The following is a 17,899-nucleotide window of genomic DNA, read 5'->3' as shown; positions in this document are numbered from 1 at the left end:
GCCGCCCTCCGGCCGAGGAGCGCCGCAGGCGCGCCCGATGCTGGTCGAGTAGCGCCGCAGGCGCGTATCGAGCCCCACCGTCATCAGCAGTGCGCGTCTGCAGACCTCTGCTCTGACGCTGGTGGATCTCGATACGCCCGCTGCGCGGGCTCCTCGATCACCGGACTCCGCACCGCCGGTAGGGTTCTCGGGTGATCAGCACCATCGAACGCATCGGCGAGCTCCGGGAGACCCTGCAGGAGGCGCGGCGCGCCGGGGCGCGGATCGCCCTCGTGCCGACGATGGGCGCCCTGCACGACGGGCACCTGGCGCTCGTCGACCGGGCGCGGGAGATCGCGGACGTCGTCGTCGTGTCGATCTTCGTGAATCCGCTGCAGTTCGGTCCGAACGAGGACCTCGACCGCTATCCGCGCGACCTCGCGGCCGACGTCGCCCTGCTCGAGGAGCGCGGCGTCGCCCACGTCTTCGCGCCGAGTGTCGCCGAGATGTACCCGGACGGCCCCTCCTCCACCCGCGTCGTGGCGGGGAAGGTCGGCTCGCTCTACGAGGGCCGCTCGCGCCCCGGCCACTTCGACGGCATGCTGACCGTCGTCTCGAAGCTCCTGCACATCGTCCAGCCGGACGTCGCGATGTTCGGCCAGAAGGACGCGCAGCAGCTGTTCCTCGTCCGCCGGATGGTGCGCGACCTCGATCTGCCCGTCGCGATCGAGGGCGTGGACACCGTCCGCGAGGAGGACGGCCTCGCGCTCTCCAGCCGCAACCGCTACCTCGACGCCCGCGAGCGCCGGGCCGCCCGGACGATCCCGCTGCTGCTCGAGGCCGCGGCCTCCGCCGCGGACCGCGGGATCGACGCCGTGATCGCGGCCGCGCAGTCCGCCTCGATGGGCGAGCCGCTGGTTAAGCTGGACTACCTCGTCGTCGCGAACCCGGCGACGCTCCTGCCGGTCGACGACGACCACCGCGGCCCGGCCCTCGTGCTCGTCGCCGCGGTCGTCGGCTCCACCCGGCTCCTCGACAACGGCCCGATCCTGCTCGCCTGATCGCGCCCGCCGCCTCCAACCGAAAGCACCCGCGTTCTGACATGGTCGACACTCCCGGCGCCCCCGTGCCCCCGTCCGAGCCCACGCCCGAGGAGGCCTCCGAGCAGAAGGCCGTGCGCCTGGCCAAGCGCGAGCGCCTGATCGAGCTGGCCGGCGACGACCTCGGCGGCGGCGCCTACCCGGTGTCCGTCGCGGTCACCGACACCATCGCCGCGGTCCGCGCGCGCCACGAGGGCATCGAGCCGGACGTCAAGACCGGCGAGCGGGTCGGCCTCGCCGGCCGCGTCGTCTTCCAGCGCAACACCGGCAAGCTCTGCTTCGCGACGCTGCAGGCCGGCGACGGCTCGCGGATCCAGGCGATGGTCTCGCTCGGCGACGTCGGCGAGGAGTCGCTGGCGAGCTGGAAGGAGCTCGTCGACCTGGGCGACCACCTCTTCGTCGCCGGCGAGGTGCTCTCCAGCAAGCGCGGCGAGCTCTCCGTCTGGGTGTCGGAGTGGAGCATCGCGGCCAAGGCGATCCTCCCGCTGCCGAACCTGCACAACGAGCTCGGCGACGAGACCCGGATGCGCCAGCGCTACCTCGACCTGATCGTGCGGCCGCAGGCCCGCGAGACCGTGATCGCCCGGTCGACCGTGAACGCGTCCCTCCGGAAGACCTTCGTCGACCACGGCTTCCTCGAGGTCGAGACCCCGATGCTGCAGGTGATGCACGGCGGCGCCTCGGCCCGCCCCTTCGCCACGCACTCGAACGCCTTCGACACCGAGCTCTACCTCCGCATCGCGCCGGAGCTCTACCTCAAGCGCGCCGTCGTCGGCGGCATCGAGCGCGTCTTCGAGATCAACCGCAACTTCCGCAACGAGGGCGCCGATTCGACGCACTCGCCCGAGTTCGCGATGCTCGAGGCGTACCAGGCCTACGGCGACTACTCGAGCATCGCCGACCTCACTCAGGAGCTGATCCAGAACGCGGCGCTCGCCGTCGCCGGCTCGCACGTGGTCACCTGGGCCGACGGCACCGAGTACGACCTCGGCGGCGAGTGGGACCGCCTCTCGATGTACGAGAGCCTCTCGCAGGCCGCCGGCATCGCGATCACCCCGCAGACCCCGCTGGTCGAGCTCGAGACGCTCGCCGCGCGCGAGGGCGTCGAGGTGCACGTGCCCACCCACGGCAAGTACGTCGAGGAGCTCTGGGAGCACTTCGTCAAGGGCGACCTCGTCCGGCCCACCTTCGTGATGGACTTCCCGGTCGACACCTCGCCGCTGGTGCGCGCGCACCGCAGCATCCCGGGCGTCGTGGAGAAGTGGGACCTCTACGTCCGCGGCTTCGAGCTGGCGACCGGCTACTCCGAGCTGATCGACCCGGTCGTCCAGCGGGAGCGCTTCGTCGAGCAGGCGCTCCAGGCCGCGGCCGGCGACGACGAGGCGATGCGCCTCGACGAGGACTTCCTCCGCGCGCTCGAGCACGGCATGCCCCCGACCGGCGGCATGGGCATGGGCATCGACCGGCTGCTGATGGCCGTCACCGGTCTCGGGATCCGCGAGACCATCCTCTTCCCGCTGGTCAAGTAGGTTCGAGGCGTGGTCAGGGCATCCAGCATCGTCGCGACGGTCGTCGCCGGCGTCCTCACCCTCGCGCAGTTCGGCGTGGGCGCGGCGGTCGCCGGCTCGGTGCTCGTCGACTCCGCCGATGTCGGCCGTGCGCTGGCGGATCAGCGGGCGGCGGAGTCGTTCACCCCCGACGCCACGATCACCGGCTTCGCGGACCGCACCGCGATGTCCACCCGCGGCCGCGCCCTCTACTACGCCTCGAACCCCTCGGTCGAGCCGACGGCCGGCTTCAACGCGCTCTGCGGCTACGGCGCCTCGGACGAGATCGTGCTCGGCTGCTACACCGGCAGCGACATCTACATCTCGGACGTCGAGAACCCCGACCTCGACGGGATCCGCGACGTGACCGCCGCGCACGAGATGCTGCACGCCGCGTGGGTCCGGATGGACGCCGCCGAGCAGGCCGAGGTCGGCGCGCAGCTCGAGGCGGCCTACGCCGCCCTGCCGCAGGACGGCCCGATCGCCGAGCGTCTGGAGCTCTACCGCACCGGTGGCCTCGGCGAGCGCGTCAACGAGCTGCACTCGATACTCGGCACCGAGGTCGCCGACCTGCCGCCCGCGCTCGAGGCCCACTACGCCGAGTATTTCGCCGACCGATCGGTCGTGGTCGGCCTGAACGCCCAGTACGAGGCGGTCTTCACCGACCTCGAGGACCGCATCACCGAGCTGGTCGCCCGCATCGACGCGATGTACGCGGACCTCACCGCGCGCATCGACGCCAACAACGCGGAGTACGACGCGCTGAACGCCGAGATCGACTCCTTCAACGCCCGGGCGGACAGCGGCGACTTCGCCTCGGACGCCGCCTTCGACGCCGAGCGGGCCGACCTGCTCGCGCGGGGCGAGGCGATCGACGCCACCCGCGCCGCGATCGACGCGGACATCGCGGTGTACGACGGTCTGCGCACCGAGCTCGAGGGGCTGAACGCCGACGCATCGGCCCTCAACCAGTCGATCGAGAGCAGCTGAACCGCGCCGGGCGGCCGGGGGACCGGTCCGTCCGGCCCGTTCGCTGAGCGGCCGCTCCGGGCCCGCTCCCGGCCGGGCCGGGTAGGATCGCCCCCATGGACTGGGAGCTGTGGAATCAAGGACTGTGGGCACTCGTGCCGACCGTCACCATCGGGCTCCTCTTCTGGTTCATCATGCGCGCGCTGATCCGCTCGGACCGCAACGAGCGCCGCGCCTACGACCGCATCGAGGCGCAGGAGCGGGCCCGCCGCGGTCTGCCCCCGCGCGACGCGGCGTAGAGCCCGCGTGAACTCCCCCGACTGGTCGCTGGTCCTCGCGGTCGGCGCGATCGTCGTGGAGCTCGTCGTCCGCGTGATCGCGGTCGTCGTCGTCCCGCGCAACCGCCGCCCGACCACCGGCCTCGCCTGGCTGATGGCGATCTTCCTGATCCCCTACGTCGGCATCCTGCTCTTCCTCTTCATCGGCAGCTACCGGCTGCCGCGCAAGCGCCGGCGCAAGCAGGAGGAGATCAACCGCTTCATCCTCGAGTCGACCGAGGGCATCGACCGGGTCGCCCGCGACCACCCCTGGCCGCTCTGGCTCGAGTCCGTCGTCACCCTCAACCGCAACCTCGGCGCGATGCCCCTCGTCGGCGGCAACGACGCCCGCCTGCAGGGCGGCTACGAGCAGACCATCCGCGCGATGGCCGACGAGATCGACCGCGCCCGCCGCTACGTGCACTGCGAGTTCTACATCCTCGCCGCCGATGCGACGACCGCCCCGTTCTTCGACGCGCTCGACCGCGCCGTCGCCCGCGGCGTGACGGTGCGGATCCTGCTGGACCACATCGCGTCGATCCGCGTCCCCGGCTACTACACCGGGACGCACCGCCGCCTGAGGGCGCTGGAGCGGGCCGGTGCGCGCTGGTCGTACATGCTCCCCGTCCGCCCGTGGCTCGGCCAGTACCAGCGCCCGGACCTCCGCAACCACCGCAAGCTGCTGATCGTGGACGGCAACGCGGCGTTCATGGGCTCGCAGAACGTCGTCGACTCGAGCTACAACAAGCGCGGCAACATCCGCCGCGGCCTGCACTGGCACGACCTGATGGTGCGCCTCGAGGGCCCGGTGGTGCAGGGCATCAACGCGATCTTCATCACCGACTGGTACAGCGAGACGGACGAGCTGCTCCTGCGCGAGTCCGAGCCGATGGAGGCGCTGCAGCAGCGCGACACCATCGACTGCCAGGTGGTGCCGAGCGGCCCGGGCTTCGACGGCGAGAACAACCTCCGGCTCTTCCTCGCGCTGCTCTACTCGGCGCAGAAGTCGATCATCATCACGAGCCCCTACTTCGTCCCCGACGAGGCGATGCTCTACGCGATCACGACCGCGACCCGCCGCGGCGTGCACGTCGAGCTCTTCGTCTCCGAGATCGGCGACCAGGCCGTCGTCTACCACGCGCAGCGCTCCTACTACGAGACGCTGCTCACCGCCGGCGTGCGGATCTGGATGTACCGCAAGCCCACGATCCTGCACGCGAAGCACTTCACCATCGACGACGACGTCGCCGTGATCGGCTCGAGCAACATGGACATGCGCTCCTTCACGCTCAACCTCGAGGTGTCGCTGATGGTGCGCGGCTCCGACTTCGTCGAGGACCTGCGCGAGGTGCAGCAGGACTACCGGGAGCACTCCCGCGAACTGACACTGCGCGAGTGGCGCCAGCAGCCGCTGCGCTCGACGATCCTCGACAATCTGGCGCGGCTCACCTCGGCCCTCCAATAGGGGAGGCTCGAGCTTCGCTCAGGAATGGCGAGACTCTCTCACTTCTTGTTACGCTCCGAAGGCGAACGTTCCTCGACGTCCGCTCCTCTTCGATCGGAGTCGCCCTCGTGATCCCTCGTCCCTCCCATCTGAATCCGCTCTGCGTCCCGCTGAGTGCCGGAGCCCGCGCCGTGCGGCTCCGGGGCTCAGCGGGCGCCGTGGCACTGCGCCGCACGGTGGACGTCTCCGTGCCGACGACGTCCGGCTTCCGGATGGACCTCGCCATCGCCGCGACCGAGCGCGTCCGCGTGGTCCACGTCGTCTCGACGCCGTTCGCCGTCCGCTGGCCCGGAGCGAGCGCCGTCGACGGCTCCTCGGTCTTCCTCCTGCCGATGGACGGCGTCCTCGCCGTCGACACGTCGTCCGGCCTGCTCGAGGTCGAGGAGGGCGGGCTCGCCCTCTCCTCGGAGGATCCGGTCGTCGTCCGCACGTCCCGTCCGGCCCGCTTCCTCGTGCTCTGCGCCGACAACGGCGTCTCCGAGCGCCGTCGCGCCGATCCGGTGCGGCTCGTCCCCGCCACCTCGACGACGAACACCGCGCGGACGATGCTGCGGGCGTTCCTGGCCGAGCTCGACCCCGAGAACCCGGTGCAGGCCGAGTACCTCGAGGGCACCGTCCTGCGACTCGCCCGGCTGCTCGGCTCGGAGCGGGAGGAGGGCTCGCGCGAGCGCCTCGGTCTGCACGAGATGGTCGAGGCCGCCCTGCAGGTCATCCAGGCCGACTACAGCGACCCGACGCTCGACCCGAGCACGGTGGCGCGGCGCTGCCGGGTCAGCCTGCGCACGCTGCAGCGCGCGGTGGCCGACGAGCGCGGCTCGACCCTGCGCAGGCTCATCTCCGACGTCCGCACCGAGAACGCCCTGCGCCTGGTCGGCACGCCGGAGTCGAGCATCCTCCCGCTCAGCGACATCGCGCGGCGCTCCGGCTTCTCGTCGCCCGAGCGGCTGCGGCGCGCGATCGCGACCGAGACGGGACTGTCCCCGAGCGAGTACCGCCGCCGTCTGAACGGGGAGGACCTCGCCGCGGGCTGAGCCGGCCCTCGCCCGCGGTTCCGCCGATCCTCGCCCGCCCTCGTCGCTTGCGGGTGACGACGACTCGCGCAAGGCCCTGTGCTGTCCGAGGCGCCCGGCGTAGCGTCGGAGCGTCCTCAGCACGGTGGGCCGTCGGTCCTTCCGGGGCCGGCACTTCAGAAGGGAACGTCATGGCGGCGAGCAGAACGACGCGCATCCTCATCCTCGGCGGCGGCTACGTCGGCCTCTACACGGCCTGGGGCCTCGAGAAGCTCCGCGGGGCGACGCCGATCGACGTCACCGTCGTCGAGCCGAACCCCTACATGACCTACCAGCCGCTCCTCCCCGAGGTGGCCGGCGGGCACGTCCAGCCGCGCCACGTCACGGTGCCGCTGGTGCAGGCGCTGAAGCGCACCCGCATCGTCCGCGGCGCGATCACCGGCGTCAGCCTGGCCGAGCGCTCGGCCACCGTCGCAGCGATGGACGGCACCAGCCGCACGCTGCCCTTCGACCACGTCGTCTTCGCGCTCGGCGCGGTGACCCGCACCTTCCCGACGCCCGGTCTCGCCGAGCACGCCATCGGCTTCAAGACGGTCGAGGAGGCGGCGCACCTGCGCGACCGCGTCATCGAGAACATCGCGAAGGCTGCGCTGACCACCGATCCGACCGAGCGCCGGCGCCTGCTCACCTTCGTCTTCGTCGGCGGCGGCTACACCGGGGTCGAGGCGCTCAGCGAACTGCTCGACCTCAGCCGCCGCACCCTCGCCGCGCAGCCGTCGCTCTCGATGGGCGACGTCACCTGGCACCTCGTCGAGGCGCTCGACCGCGTCGCGCCCGAGGTCGGCCCGGAGCTCTCGGTCTGGACGCTCGACCACCTCCGCGAGCGCGGCGTGCACGTGCACCTGAAGACGACGATGCCCTCCTGCGAGGACGGCGTGGTCGAGCTCTCCAGCGGTGAGCGGATCCCCGCCGCGACGATCGTCTGGACCGCGGGCGTGAAGCCCAACCCGATCCTCGACGCGACCGACGCGCCGCGCGGGCCGAAGGGGCACGTGATGGCCGACGCTCGCCTCCGGGTGATCACCGAGGACGGCGAGCCCGTCGGCTCGGCCTGGGCGGCCGGCGACGGCGCGCAGGTGCCCGACCTCACCGCCGCGAAGCAGCCCGCGTACTACCCGCCGAACGCCCAGAACGCCGTCCGCCAGGCCAAGCTGCTGGCGCGCAACATCATCGCCGACATCACCGGCGGCCCGGTCGAGGAGTACCGGCACGTGTCCGTCGGCACGGTCGCCGAGTACGGGATCGGCAAGGGCGCGGGGGTCATCAAGGGCGTGAAGCTCCGCGGAGTGCCCGCCTGGCTCGCGCACCGGGCGTACCACGGGGCGGCCATGCCCACGTTCGACCGCAAGTGGCGCATCATCGCCGGCTGGGTCGTCGACGCGGTCTCGCGCCGCGACCTGTCGCCGATGAGCGCGCTGCAGGATCCGCGCCGCGCGTTCCGCGAGACCGCCGAGGCGACCGACCGCGAGGCGGCGGAGAAGCGCGCGGCGAAGGAGAAGGAGGAGGCGGCCGGAGCGTCCTGAGGCGAACCGCCTGAGCCGGCCGGCGCCGGCGCGCTCAGGCGCGTCGGCGCGGCTTCAGCCGGACGGTCGGCAGGGTCGGCGCCGGCAGTGCCCGGCCGGGGTAACCCGCGACCCTGCCGAACGGCCCGTCCGCGTCGCCGCCCGCGATGACGTCGCTCTGCCAGCGCTCGCGCGCGGCGGCGACGTCGTCGTGGCTGCGGCCGACGAAGTTCCACCACATCACCAGCTGGTCCGGGAACGGCTCGCCGCCGATCAGCACGACCCGGGCGCCCGCGACCCCGGCCGTCAGCACCAGCATGTCGCGACCCGGTGCGAGGTAGGCGAGGTCGGAGCGGGGGACGTCGACGCCGTCCACCTCGAGCGGGCCGGCGTCGACCAGCACTCCGTGCTCCCACGCGGTCTCGAGCGGGATCTCGACGCGGGCGCCCGGCTCGAGGTCGAGCTGCGCGGCGACGAGCGGGGTGAACACGCTCGCGGGCACGGAGGCGCCGAGCAGCTCGCCGACGAACACCTGCGCGCTCGCACCGGGCAGCTCCACCCGCACGCCGCGGTGGTGCTCGAAGAACGGCTCGCCCAGGCGCGCCTCCTCGGGCAGCGCCACCCAGAGCTGCACGCCGTGCAGAACGGGCTCGGCGCCGGTGGAGACCTCGGAGTGCGAGATGCCGCGCCCGGCGGTCATCAGATTGAGCTCGCCCGGGCGCACGAGCTGGTGGCTCCCGACGCTGTCGCGGTGGTCGATCTCGCCCTCGAAGAGCCAGCTGACCGTCTGCAGTCCGGTGTGCGGGTGCGGCGGGACGTCCATCCCCGCCTCCTCGCCGAGGTGCACCGGACCGTAGTGGTCCGCGAAGCACCAGGCGCCGATCGTGGAGCGCGAGCGCTGGGGGAGGGTGCGCCGCACCTCGATGGCGCGGGCTCCGCCGAGCGGCACGAGTCGCGCCTCGAGGATCTCGACGGGAGACGCGGCGACCGGCTCGGACGCGACCGCGTGCTCGTCCGGATGCTCCTCCAGATTGCTCATAGCGGAAGTCTATGTCTGTGCATAGAAATCGGTCCTCACGCCCAGGGCGAACAGGGGGTCCGACCGGGGGGAGCGCTGGCTACAGTCGAGCTATCGGAGCCCACCCCTGCGGGTTCTGTAGGGAGTGACAGCATGTTCGAGAGATTCACCGATCGCGCACGGCGCGTCGTCGTCCTGGCCCAAGAAGAGGCCAAGATGCTCAATCACAACTACATCGGGACCGAGCACATCCTGCTCGGCCTGATCCACGAGGGCGAGGGAGTGGCCGCCAAGGCGCTCGAATCCCTCGGCATCTCGCTCGACGCGGTGCGCGAGCAGGTCCAGGACATCATCGGCCAGGGGCAGCAGCAGCCCACCGGCCACATCCCCTTCACGCCGCGTGCGAAGAAGGTCCTCGAGCTGTCCCTGCGCGAAGCGCTGCAGCTCGGCCACAACTACATCGGGACCGAGCACATCCTGCTCGGCCTCATCCGTGAGGGCGAGGGCGTCGCCGCACAGGTGCTCGTCAAGCTGGGCGCCGACCTCAACCGGGTGCGCCAGCAGGTCATCCAGCTCCTCTCGGGCTACCAGGGCAAGGAGCAGGTCGCCGTGGGCGGTGAGCAGCAGCAGCCTCAGGGCGGCTCGCAGATCCTCGACCAGTTCGGACGCAACCTCACGCAGGCGGCGCGCGACAACAAGCTCGACCCGGTCATCGGGCGCGAGAAGGAGATCGAGCGGGTCATGCAGATCCTCTCCCGCCGCTCCAAGAACAACCCCGTCCTGATCGGCGAGCCCGGCGTCGGCAAGACCGCCGTCGTCGAGGGCCTCGCCCAGGCGATCGTGCGCGGCGACGTGCCCGAGACGCTCAAGGACAAGCAGCTCTACACGCTCGACCTCGGCTCGCTCATCGCCGGCTCCCGCTACCGCGGAGACTTCGAGGAGCGCCTCAAGAAGGTGACGAAGGAGATCCGCACCCGCGGCGACATCATCACCTTCATCGACGAGATCCACACCCTCGTCGGCGCAGGGGCCGCGGAGGGCGCGATCGACGCCGCCTCGATCCTCAAGCCGCTGCTCGCCCGCGGCGAGCTGCAGACCATCGGCGCGACCACGCTCGACGAGTACCGCAAGCACTTCGAGAAGGACGCCGCGCTCGAGCGCCGCTTCCAGCCGATCCAGGTCGCGGAGCCGTCGCTGCCCCACACCATCAACATCCTCAAGGGCCTGCGCGACCGCTACGAGGCGCACCACAAGGTGTCCATCACCGACGGTGCCATCGTCTCGGCCGCCAACCTCGCGGACCGCTACATCAGCGACCGCTTCCTCCCCGACAAGGCCATCGACCTGATCGACGAGGCCGGCGCCCGCCTGCGCCTCTCGATCCTCTCGGCCCCGCCGGAGCTGCGCGAGTTCGACGACAAGATCGCCGTCGTCCGCACCGCGAAGGAGGCCGCGATCGAGGACCAGGACTTCGAGAAGGCCGCGTCGCTCCGCGACGAGGAGAAGCAGCTGCTCGGTGAGCGCCTGCGCCTGGAGAAGAAATGGAAGTCGGGCGACGTCAAGGCGACCGGTGTCGTCGACGAGGGCCTGATCGCCGAGGTCCTCGCGCAGGCGACGGGCATCCCGGTCTTCAAGCTGACCGAGGAGGAGTCCTCGCGGCTCGTCTTCATGGAGAAGGCGCTGCACCAGCGCGTCATCGGCCAGGAGGAGGCCATCGCGGCCCTCTCGCGGACCATCCGCCGCACCCGCGCCGGGCTCAAGGACCCCAAGCGCCCCTCGGGATCGTTCATCTTCGCCGGCCCCACCGGCGTCGGAAAGACCGAGCTCGCCAAGGCGCTCGCCGAGTTCCTCTTCGACGACGAGAACGCGATGATCTCGCTCGACATGTCGGAGTACGGCGAGAAGCACACCGTCTCGCGGCTGTTCGGTGCCCCTCCCGGGTTCGTCGGCTTCGAGGAGGGCGGCCAGCTCACCGAGAAGGTCCGCCGGAAGCCCTTCAGCGTGGTCCTCTTCGACGAGATCGAGAAGGCCCACCCCGACATCTTCAACTCGCTCCTCCAGATCCTCGAGGAGGGTCGTCTGACCGACGGCCAGGGGCGCGTCGTCGACTTCAAGAACACCGTCATCATCATGACCACCAACCTCGGTGCGCGTGACATCGCCGGTGGTCCCGTCGGGTTCCAGATCGAGGGCGAGAACGCCACCGGCTACGACCGCATGCGCGGCAAAGTCAACGAGGAGCTGAAGAAGCACTTCAAGCCCGAGTTCCTCAACCGCGTGGACGACGTCATCGTCTTCCCGCAGCTGTCGAAGCCCGAGCTGCTCCAGATCGTCGACCTGTTCATCGGCCGCCTCGGCGACCGCCTGCTGGACCGCGACATGACGGTGGAGCTGACGCAGTCGGCCAAGGAGCGGCTGATCGAGGTCGGGTTCGACCCGGCCCTCGGCGCCCGCCCGCTGCGCCGCGCGATCCAGCGCGAGATCGAGGACCAGCTGTCCGAGCAGATCCTGCACGGCCAGCTCGGTGCCGGAGACCACGTGCACGTGGACTTCGCGGAGGGCAAGTTCGTCTTCACGACGACGCCGCGCCTGATCTCGATCAGCGCCGGTGCGACGGCGGGAGCGGCGACCGCCGGTCCGGCGACGCCCGACCTGATGGCGTAGCACCCGCACAGCACGACAGCGAGCCCGTTCCTCCTCGCGGAGGGACGGGCTCGTCGTCGTTCGGCCGTACGCTTGTCGGATGGCCGATTGGAAGTACCCGGTGCGCCGCGCGCGCACGAGCGACGTCCCCTTCATCCAGGAGCTCAGCGAGCCGCTCGTCAACGAGCGCATCCTCCTCGGCAAGGACCGCGTGGTGCTCTACGGCGCCGTGCAGGAGTTCCGGATCGCGGAGTCCGGTGACGGCACCGCCATCGGCTGCGGCGCGCTGCACGTGATGTGGGACGACATCGCGGAGGTGCGCACGCTCGCCGTCGCGAAGGACTGGCTCGGCCGGGGCGTGGGCCACCACATCCTGGAGCGCCTGGAGAACGACGCGCGGGAGCTCGGGCTGAAGCGCCTGTTCTGCCTGACCTTCGAGGTCGGCTTCTTCGAGCGCCACGGCTACGCGCCGATCGGCGAGAAGGTCGTCGACCCCGAGGTGTACGCCGAGCTGCTGCGCTCTCCCGATGAGGGCGTGGCCGAGTTCCTCGACCTCGCCCGGGTGAAGCCGAACACGCTCGGCAACACCCGCATGCTCAAGACGCTCTGAGCGCTCGCGCGTCGTAGCCTGTGTCGGTGACTCCGCCTCCCCGCCGCCTGCCCTCCCGGGTCTACCGGCGGCGCAGGGCCGGCCTGATCCTCGCGCTTCTGGTGATCATCGCCGGGATCGCCGCGCTGGTCTCGCTGCAGCCGTGGGCGGGCGCGCGCGGAGCCGCTGAGAGCGCGAGCCCGATGGCCTCGTCGCTGCCGACGCTCTACCCCTCGACGGCGCCGGAGGGCTCGCCGCCCGCCGACGCCGCCGCCTGCACCGCCGACACCGTCGCGGTCACGGCCGTCACCGACGCGACGAGCTACGGGCCGGACGAGGCGCCGCAGCTCTCGCTGTCGCTCGCGAACATCTCGAGCACCGACTGCGTGATCGACGCCGGGACGAGCGGACAGGTCTTCACGATCACCAGCGGGTCCGACCCGGTCTGGACCTCGACCGACTGCCAGACGGGTGCGTCGTCCCTGGAGATCCTGCTCCCGGCGGGCACCTCGGTGACGGGCAGCTCGATCACCTGGGACCGCACCCGCTCCTCGCCGGACACCTGCTCCGGCGGGCGCGAGGCGGTCGAGGGGGGCGGCGCGGCGTACAACCTGTCGGTCTCGGTCGCGGGGATCCCGTCGGGGTCGACGACGCAGTTCCTGCTGCAGTAGTCCGTCCCGCCTGTCGCCCTTCAGGGGGAGGTGGCGCGGAACACGCGCGCGTACGCTCACGGACATGATGAGGACGCTCCGCCGGCTCCTGTCCGCGATCACGCCGAGGGGGCGGGGCTCCGGAGCGCGCGGACCCGGGCTGTCCGCGGGAGCGGCGGGGATGCTGCTCGCGGCCGCGCTGGCGGGGGCGCCCACGGCGGCGGCCGGGCCACTGCGGGCGGTCCACGTGGGTGAGCCGGTCGCCGCCGCTGCTGTCGGCGCCGCCGCCATCGGCGGACCAGCACGCGGAGTCGACGACTTCCGCTTCTCCCGCTACGCCGTCGACTACGACCTCGGCCGCGACGCCGAGGGGCGCTCGACGCTGACGACGCTCGAGACGTTCGTCGCGGAGTTCCCCGAGGACCAGAACCGCGGGATGCAGCGGGCGATCCCGCTCGAGTACCAGGGCTACCCGACTGGCGTCGACCTGGTGTCGGTGACGGACGAGACGGGACGGGCTCGGCCCGTCGACACCGAGACCGAGGACGGGATCCTCCTCGTGACGAGCGCCGCGGACGGCTTCGTCAGCGGCAGCCAGACCTACGTCTTCACTTACACCCAGCACGACGTGACGCTGCCCGGCTCCGGCACGAGGAGCGGCGAGGACGAGTTCTACTGGGACGCGAACGGCACGCAGTGGCGGCAGCCCTTCGACCGCTACGACGTCCGGGTCCGGCTCACCGGCGGCCTGGCCGAGGCGGCGACCGGGACCGCGTCCTGCTACCGCGGTGCGGCCGGCTCCACCGACGGCTGCTCGATCGGTCGCGACGGCGCCGTGGTGACCGCGAGCGGGACCGACCTGGCGGCGTACGAGAACGTGACGGTCGCGGTCGGATTCGCACCGGGGACCTTCACGCCGCGCGACGACGGCTACTTCGCCTCGGGCTGGGCCTGGGTGCAGCTGGCGTCGATGCTCGTGCTGCTCGGCGTGCTCGTCGCGGCGATCCGTCGGCGTGCGACCGTGCTGCGCGATGCTCCGGGGCGCCCGACGGTGATCGCCGAGTACGAGCCGCCCGCGCAGGGACTCTTCCTCTCCGCGGCGCTGCGCGGGCGGTCCTCGCGCGCACCGGCCGCGGCGCTGCTCGACGCGGCGGTCCGCGGGCTGGTCCGGGTCGAGGAGAAGGACTCGGGGAGGAAGCCGGGCTTCCTGCTCCGCGTGCTCGATCCGGCGACGGCCGCACCGCGACGGGCCGGCCGACCGCGGGTCGTCCCTCCCGTCGACCGGGAGTTCTTCGACATCGCGTTCGGAGCGTCGCCCACGCCGGGCGCCGTCCGTGATCTGAGCGGGAAGGACAAGGAGTTCGGGAAGGCGGTGTCGTCCTTCCAGACGGTGATGTCCGCGCGGGTCGTGGAGGAGGGACTGCGGCGCTCCGGGACGGTGCGCGGCTCCGTGCTCCTGATCGTGCTCGCGGTGGTCGCCGTCGTCGGCGTCGTGCTGTCCGGGGCGCTCCTGCTCGGGGCGGCGCTCGGCGGGGCGCTGCCGATCGTGCTGCTCCTCTCGGCGCTGGTCGTGGGGGCGCTGGTCTGCGTCCTGCTCGCGAAGGTGCCGCTGACCGCGGCCGGCGCGGAGCTGCGCGACCACCTGAAGGGTCTCGAGCTGTATCTGCGGCTGGCGGAGGCGGACCGGTTCGCGATGCTGCAGTCGCCCCGCGGTGCCGACCGGCGCAGCGTCGGTCCGGTCGAGGTCGTCGAGGTGACCGAGCGGCTGCTGCCCTGGGCGGTGCTCCTCGGGCTGGAGAAGGAGTGGTCGGCGGCGCTCGCGACCGCCTACGAGCAGACCGGTGAGAGTCCGGTCTGGTACTCGGGGTCGACGGGGTTCCACGCCGCGGCGTTCGCGGGGAGCATCTCCTCGTTCTCCTCGACCGCGTCGAGCTTCGTCGGCTCCTCGTCGAGCTCGTCGAGCGGCGGCGCTGGCGGCGGCGGCAGCTCCGGCGGCGGCGGCGGCGGCGGCGGAGGCGGAGGCGTCTAGCCCGTCCGGCTGCGCGCGGCCCGTCTCGACCTGCTCTCGGCACGGCGGTCGGCGCGGAGCCGGCTCTTCGCGGCCGCGTAGTCGCGGGAGCTGCGGCTCGAGAGGGCGAGCAGCACGAGGATGTCGAAGGCGACGCTGCCGAGGTTGGTCTGCAGGCTGATCGCCGCGCCGCCCTGGAGCACCGCGGCGAAGGCGGTGATCGTGCTGAGCAGGCTGGAGGAGAGGGCGAGCAGGCGGGCCGTCCCGGAGCCGCGGAGCACGAGTGCGCCGAGGAGCAGCCAGAGGAGCGTCGCCGCCCCGAGGAGGGCTGCGGCGATCGGCCGGGTCGAGGCCTCGTCGAGTGTGGAGCCGCCCGCGGTGGCGGTGCCGCCGTCGAGCCAGGTCAGGTCGTCGAGCGAGGCGGCGCCGGCGAGCAGCAGCACGGCCTGGAGCGCGTACGCGAGGCCGCGGGCGACGAGCATCAGGGCGCCGACGTGCGTGGTGACGGGCCGGCGGAGGACCGTCGCGGACGAGGTGCCGAGTGCACCGGCGAGCTCGGTGGCGGCGACGGGGGCGATCGCGTCGCGCTCGGCGGCCCCGGACGGCAGGGGGATCGCGCGGAGGTCGACGACCGGCAGATCGCCGTCGGTGACGATGGAGTCGCCGCCGCCGTTGCGGGAGTGGTAGCCGGTGGAGAAGTCCTGGATGACGTCGACCGTCACCTCGGGGTGGTGCTCGCGGAGGCTCGCCACGATGTGGTCGCGTTCCTGGTCGGTGTCGGGGGAGATCTTGTGCGTGACCTGGAGCGTGAAGAGCGACAGTCCGACGCTGCGGTCGAAGGTGCCGGCGGCGACCCACTCGACGGGGAATCCGCCGGGCAGGAACCAGTTCTCGGGGCAGCGCCAGAAGCGCACGTGGTGGCGCTTGCCCGGGTTGCCGGCGACCTCCTGCTGGAACGCGACGTCCTGCTGCCGCCCGAACACGAAGAGCGGCGAGACGGGGGCGCGGTGGTAGCTGCGGCGGGTGAGCGTGGCGGTGATGATCCGCCGGCTGCTGCGCACCGTGACCTCGTCGGCGCGGGTCCAGCCGGAGGAGGTCATCGCGTGGACCAGCTGCGCGTCGCTGCCCTGGAAGGCGAGGTTGACCGGGTCGCCGAGCAGGCCGTCGCTGGTGCGCGCGCGGCCGATGAAGTAGTCGGGCACGTAGAGGCGGGTGAGGATCCGGTGCAGCCGCGGCAGCACGAGGTAGGCGACGAGGACCCAGACGGCGACGTAGAAGCCGATCTGGGCCCAGCCGGAGCGGACGCCGTCGGTGACGAGGACGACGGCCAGCAGCGTCGCCGCGACGCCGCCGAGGACGAAGAAGGCCTGGTCGAGCAGCGCGGGGATCGGGAAGCGGCGGCGGCGGACCGCCGGTGCGGAGGTGGGGGCGGAGTCTCCGTCCGTGGCGGGACGGTCCTGGTCGGTGCCGGCCCGCTCGGTGTCGCTGCTCACTGCGTCAGCCTAGGGCGGCGGTCCGGCGCGGGGGCCGTCAGCCGACGGGGATGCGGGTGGGCACCGGCACGAGGGCGTGGGTGATCGCGCTCGAGAGGGTGAAGGCGCTGGAGTCCAGGTGGGAGGGGTGGCCGAGCCGGGTGGCCTCGTTGGCGCGCTGCTTCGCGCCGGACGCCGGACGGATGTCTCCGGAGAGGCTGATCTCGCCGAAGGCCGCGATGCCGGGGCGCAGCGGCGTGTAGGCGTGGGCCGAGGCGATCGCGACGGCGATGGCGAGGTCGGCGGCCGGCTCCATCAGCTTCACTCCGCCGACGGTCGAGACGTAGACGTCGCAGCGGCGGAGCGGGATCCCGGCCTGGCGCTCGAGCACCGCGAGGATCATCGCGACGCGGGAGGCGTCCACGCCGTTGGTCACCCGGCGCGGGTGGTCGCCGTCGTTCGCGATGACGAGGGCCTGGATCTCGACGGGCAGGGCGCGGCGCCCCTCCATCGCGACGGTGACGCAGATGCCCGGGGTGGGGAAGCGGGTGCGGCTGAGGAAGAGGCCGCTGGGGTCGGGGATCTCGGCGATGCCCTCGGCGGTCATCTCGAAGCAGCCGACCTCGTCGGTCGGGCCGAAGCGGTTCTTGAGGGAGCGGACGAAGCGCAGCGCCGTCTGGCGGTCGCCCTCGAAGTGGCAGACGACGTCGACGAGGTGCTCGAGCAGGCGCGGGCCGGCGATCGAGCCGTCCTTCGTGACGTGGCCGACGAGCACGAGCGGCAGCGCGCGCTCCTTGCAGACGCGGATCAGCGTCGCGGCGACCTCGCGGACCTGGCTCGGACCGCCGGGCAGGCCGTCCACCGTGTCGCTCGCGACGGTCTGCACGGAGTCGACGATCAGGAGGTCCGGGCGGACCTCGTCGATCTGGCCGAGGACGGTGGCGAGGTCGGTCTCGGCGGCGAGGAAGAGGCTGTCGTGCATGGCGCCGGTGCGCTCGGCCCGCATCCGCACCTGGGCGGCGGACTCCTCCGCGCTGACGTAGAGGACGCGCTGGCCCTCGGCGGCGGCGCGCGAGGCGACCTCGAGCAGCAGCGTCGACTTGCCGACGCCGGGCTCGCCGGAGAGGAGGACGACGGCGCCGTTGACGATGCCGCCGCCGAGCACCCGATCGAGCTCGCCGACGCCCGTGGGCCGGTGCGCGGCGGAGGTGGTCTCGATCTGGGTGATCGGCTTGGCGAGCCGCGCCGCCGTGGGGGCGACGGCGGCGACCGCGCGGACGAGGCCGGTGCGCTCGGTGCTCTCGATCACCGAGCCCCACTGCTGGCACTCGCCGCAGCGGCCGACCCACTTCGCGGTCGTCCAGCCGCACTCGGAGCAGCGGTAGGCGGCGGTGCGCGTCTTCGAGGAGGCGATGGGGTCCTTCCGGGCCGGGGGAGTGCGGGGCAGGGGTGGAGTGCGGGAGCACCGGCGACGCTACGGCCGGCCTCCGACATCGGAGAGTTCTTTCGAACGTGTCTTCGACCCTAGCGG

At 72.1% G+C, this 17,899-nt stretch carries 14 protein-coding genes; 11 read left to right on the top strand and 3 right to left on the bottom strand.

The annotated features are described in order from the left end of the window. Positions 1–191 precede the first annotated feature (191 nt). The 7 genes from panC (at position 192) to MT350_RS12955 (ending at position 8,009) form a co-directional block, all read left to right on the top strand. Positions 192–1,040, top strand: a complete 849-nt coding sequence (panC, locus tag MT350_RS12985) for a pantoate--beta-alanine ligase (RefSeq protein WP_243581153.1) — start codon at positions 192–194, stop codon at positions 1,038–1,040. A 41-nt stretch (positions 1,041–1,081) separates the two neighbouring features. After that, positions 1,082–2,608 (top strand): lysine--tRNA ligase, encoded by a 1,527-nt coding sequence (gene lysS, locus MT350_RS12980; protein ID WP_243598146.1) that lies wholly within the window; start codon positions 1,082–1,084, stop codon positions 2,606–2,608. 9 nt (positions 2,609–2,617) lie between these two features. Continuing rightward, on the top strand, positions 2,618–3,616 hold the full coding sequence (locus MT350_RS12975) for a hypothetical protein (RefSeq protein ID WP_243598147.1): 999 nt from the start codon (positions 2,618–2,620) through the stop codon (positions 3,614–3,616). A gap of 95 nt (positions 3,617–3,711) precedes the next feature. Continuing rightward, entirely contained in the window at positions 3,712–3,894 is a 183-nt protein-coding gene (locus tag MT350_RS12970) for a hypothetical protein (RefSeq protein WP_123446793.1), read from the top strand. Positions 3,895–3,901: 7 nt separating this feature from the next. Then, positions 3,902–5,377, top strand: coding sequence for a cardiolipin synthase (gene cls, locus MT350_RS12965; protein WP_243598148.1), 1,476 nt, complete (start codon positions 3,902–3,904; stop codon positions 5,375–5,377). Positions 5,378–5,574: 197 nt separating this feature from the next. Beyond that, on the top strand, positions 5,575–6,447 hold the full coding sequence (locus MT350_RS12960) for a helix-turn-helix domain-containing protein (RefSeq protein ID WP_243598149.1): 873 nt from the start codon (positions 5,575–5,577) through the stop codon (positions 6,445–6,447). Positions 6,448–6,617: 170 nt separating this feature from the next. Then, positions 6,618–8,009: an NAD(P)/FAD-dependent oxidoreductase gene (locus MT350_RS12955; RefSeq protein ID WP_243616072.1), complete on the top strand. Its 1,392-nt coding sequence runs from the start codon at positions 6,618–6,620 to the stop codon at positions 8,007–8,009. A 34-nt stretch (positions 8,010–8,043) separates the two neighbouring features. Here MT350_RS12955 and MT350_RS12950 read toward each other — a convergent pair whose 3' ends face one another. After that, positions 8,044–9,027 (bottom strand): pirin family protein, encoded by a 984-nt coding sequence (locus MT350_RS12950; RefSeq protein ID WP_243616071.1) that lies wholly within the window; start codon positions 9,025–9,027, stop codon positions 8,044–8,046. A gap of 132 nt (positions 9,028–9,159) precedes the next feature. Here MT350_RS12950 and MT350_RS12945 point away from each other — a divergent pair, with 132 nt between their 5' ends. The 4 genes from MT350_RS12945 (at position 9,160) to MT350_RS12930 (ending at position 14,917) form a co-directional block, all read left to right on the top strand. Beyond that, on the top strand, positions 9,160–11,670 hold the full coding sequence (locus MT350_RS12945; protein ID WP_123446787.1) for an ATP-dependent Clp protease ATP-binding subunit: 2,511 nt from the start codon (positions 9,160–9,162) through the stop codon (positions 11,668–11,670). A gap of 79 nt (positions 11,671–11,749) precedes the next feature. Then, a complete protein-coding gene (locus tag MT350_RS12940) occupies positions 11,750–12,259 on the top strand; it encodes an amino-acid N-acetyltransferase (RefSeq protein WP_123446786.1) in 510 nt (169 codons plus the stop codon). A gap of 26 nt (positions 12,260–12,285) precedes the next feature. After that, entirely contained in the window at positions 12,286–12,909 is a 624-nt protein-coding gene (locus MT350_RS12935) for a hypothetical protein (RefSeq protein ID WP_243616070.1), read from the top strand. A gap of 64 nt (positions 12,910–12,973) precedes the next feature. Continuing rightward, positions 12,974–14,917 (top strand): DUF2207 domain-containing protein, encoded by a 1,944-nt coding sequence (locus MT350_RS12930; RefSeq protein WP_243616069.1) that lies wholly within the window; start codon positions 12,974–12,976, stop codon positions 14,915–14,917. Here MT350_RS12930 and MT350_RS12925 read toward each other — a convergent pair. Next, the gene (locus tag MT350_RS12925; RefSeq protein WP_243616068.1) at positions 14,914–16,389 is read right to left on the bottom strand and encodes an LssY C-terminal domain-containing protein; all 1,476 of its coding nucleotides are present in this window, start codon (positions 16,387–16,389) and stop codon (positions 14,914–14,916) included. The genes MT350_RS12930 and MT350_RS12925 overlap by 4 nt on opposite strands. A 37-nt stretch (positions 16,390–16,426) precedes the next feature. Then, positions 16,427–17,782, bottom strand: coding sequence for a DNA repair protein RadA (gene radA / locus MT350_RS12920; protein WP_123736624.1), 1,356 nt, complete (start codon positions 17,780–17,782; stop codon positions 16,427–16,429). Between the last annotated feature and the right edge of the window lie 117 nt (positions 17,783–17,899).

The sequence above is a fragment of the Rathayibacter sp. VKM Ac-2928 genome (assembly GCF_022815545.1).
In the GTDB taxonomy this organism is placed as follows: Bacteria; Actinomycetota; Actinomycetes; order Actinomycetales; family Microbacteriaceae; genus Rathayibacter; species Rathayibacter festucae.
Note: the sequence above shows the minus strand (reverse complement) of the source record. Positions and strands in the feature narration are given on the sequence as shown.

Excerpts from the sequence above, each read along its gene's own strand:
- lysS (WP_243598146.1), top strand. The coding sequence starts at position 1,082 with ATGGTCGACACTCCCGGCGCCCCCGTGCCCCCGTCCGAGCCCACGCCC.
- MT350_RS12970 (WP_123446793.1), top strand. The coding sequence starts at position 3,712 with ATGGACTGGGAGCTGTGGAATCAAGGACTGTGGGCACTCGTGCCGACC.
- MT350_RS12955 (WP_243616072.1), top strand. The coding sequence starts at position 6,618 with ATGGCGGCGAGCAGAACGACGCGCATCCTCATCCTCGGCGGCGGCTAC.
- MT350_RS12950 (WP_243616071.1), bottom strand. The coding sequence starts at position 9,027 with ATGAGCAATCTGGAGGAGCATCCGGACGAGCACGCGGTCGCGTCCGAG.
- MT350_RS12945 (WP_123446787.1), top strand. The coding sequence starts at position 9,160 with ATGTTCGAGAGATTCACCGATCGCGCACGGCGCGTCGTCGTCCTGGCC.
- MT350_RS12940 (WP_123446786.1), top strand. The coding sequence starts at position 11,750 with ATGGCCGATTGGAAGTACCCGGTGCGCCGCGCGCGCACGAGCGACGTC.
- MT350_RS12930 (WP_243616069.1), top strand. The coding sequence starts at position 12,974 with ATGATGAGGACGCTCCGCCGGCTCCTGTCCGCGATCACGCCGAGGGGG.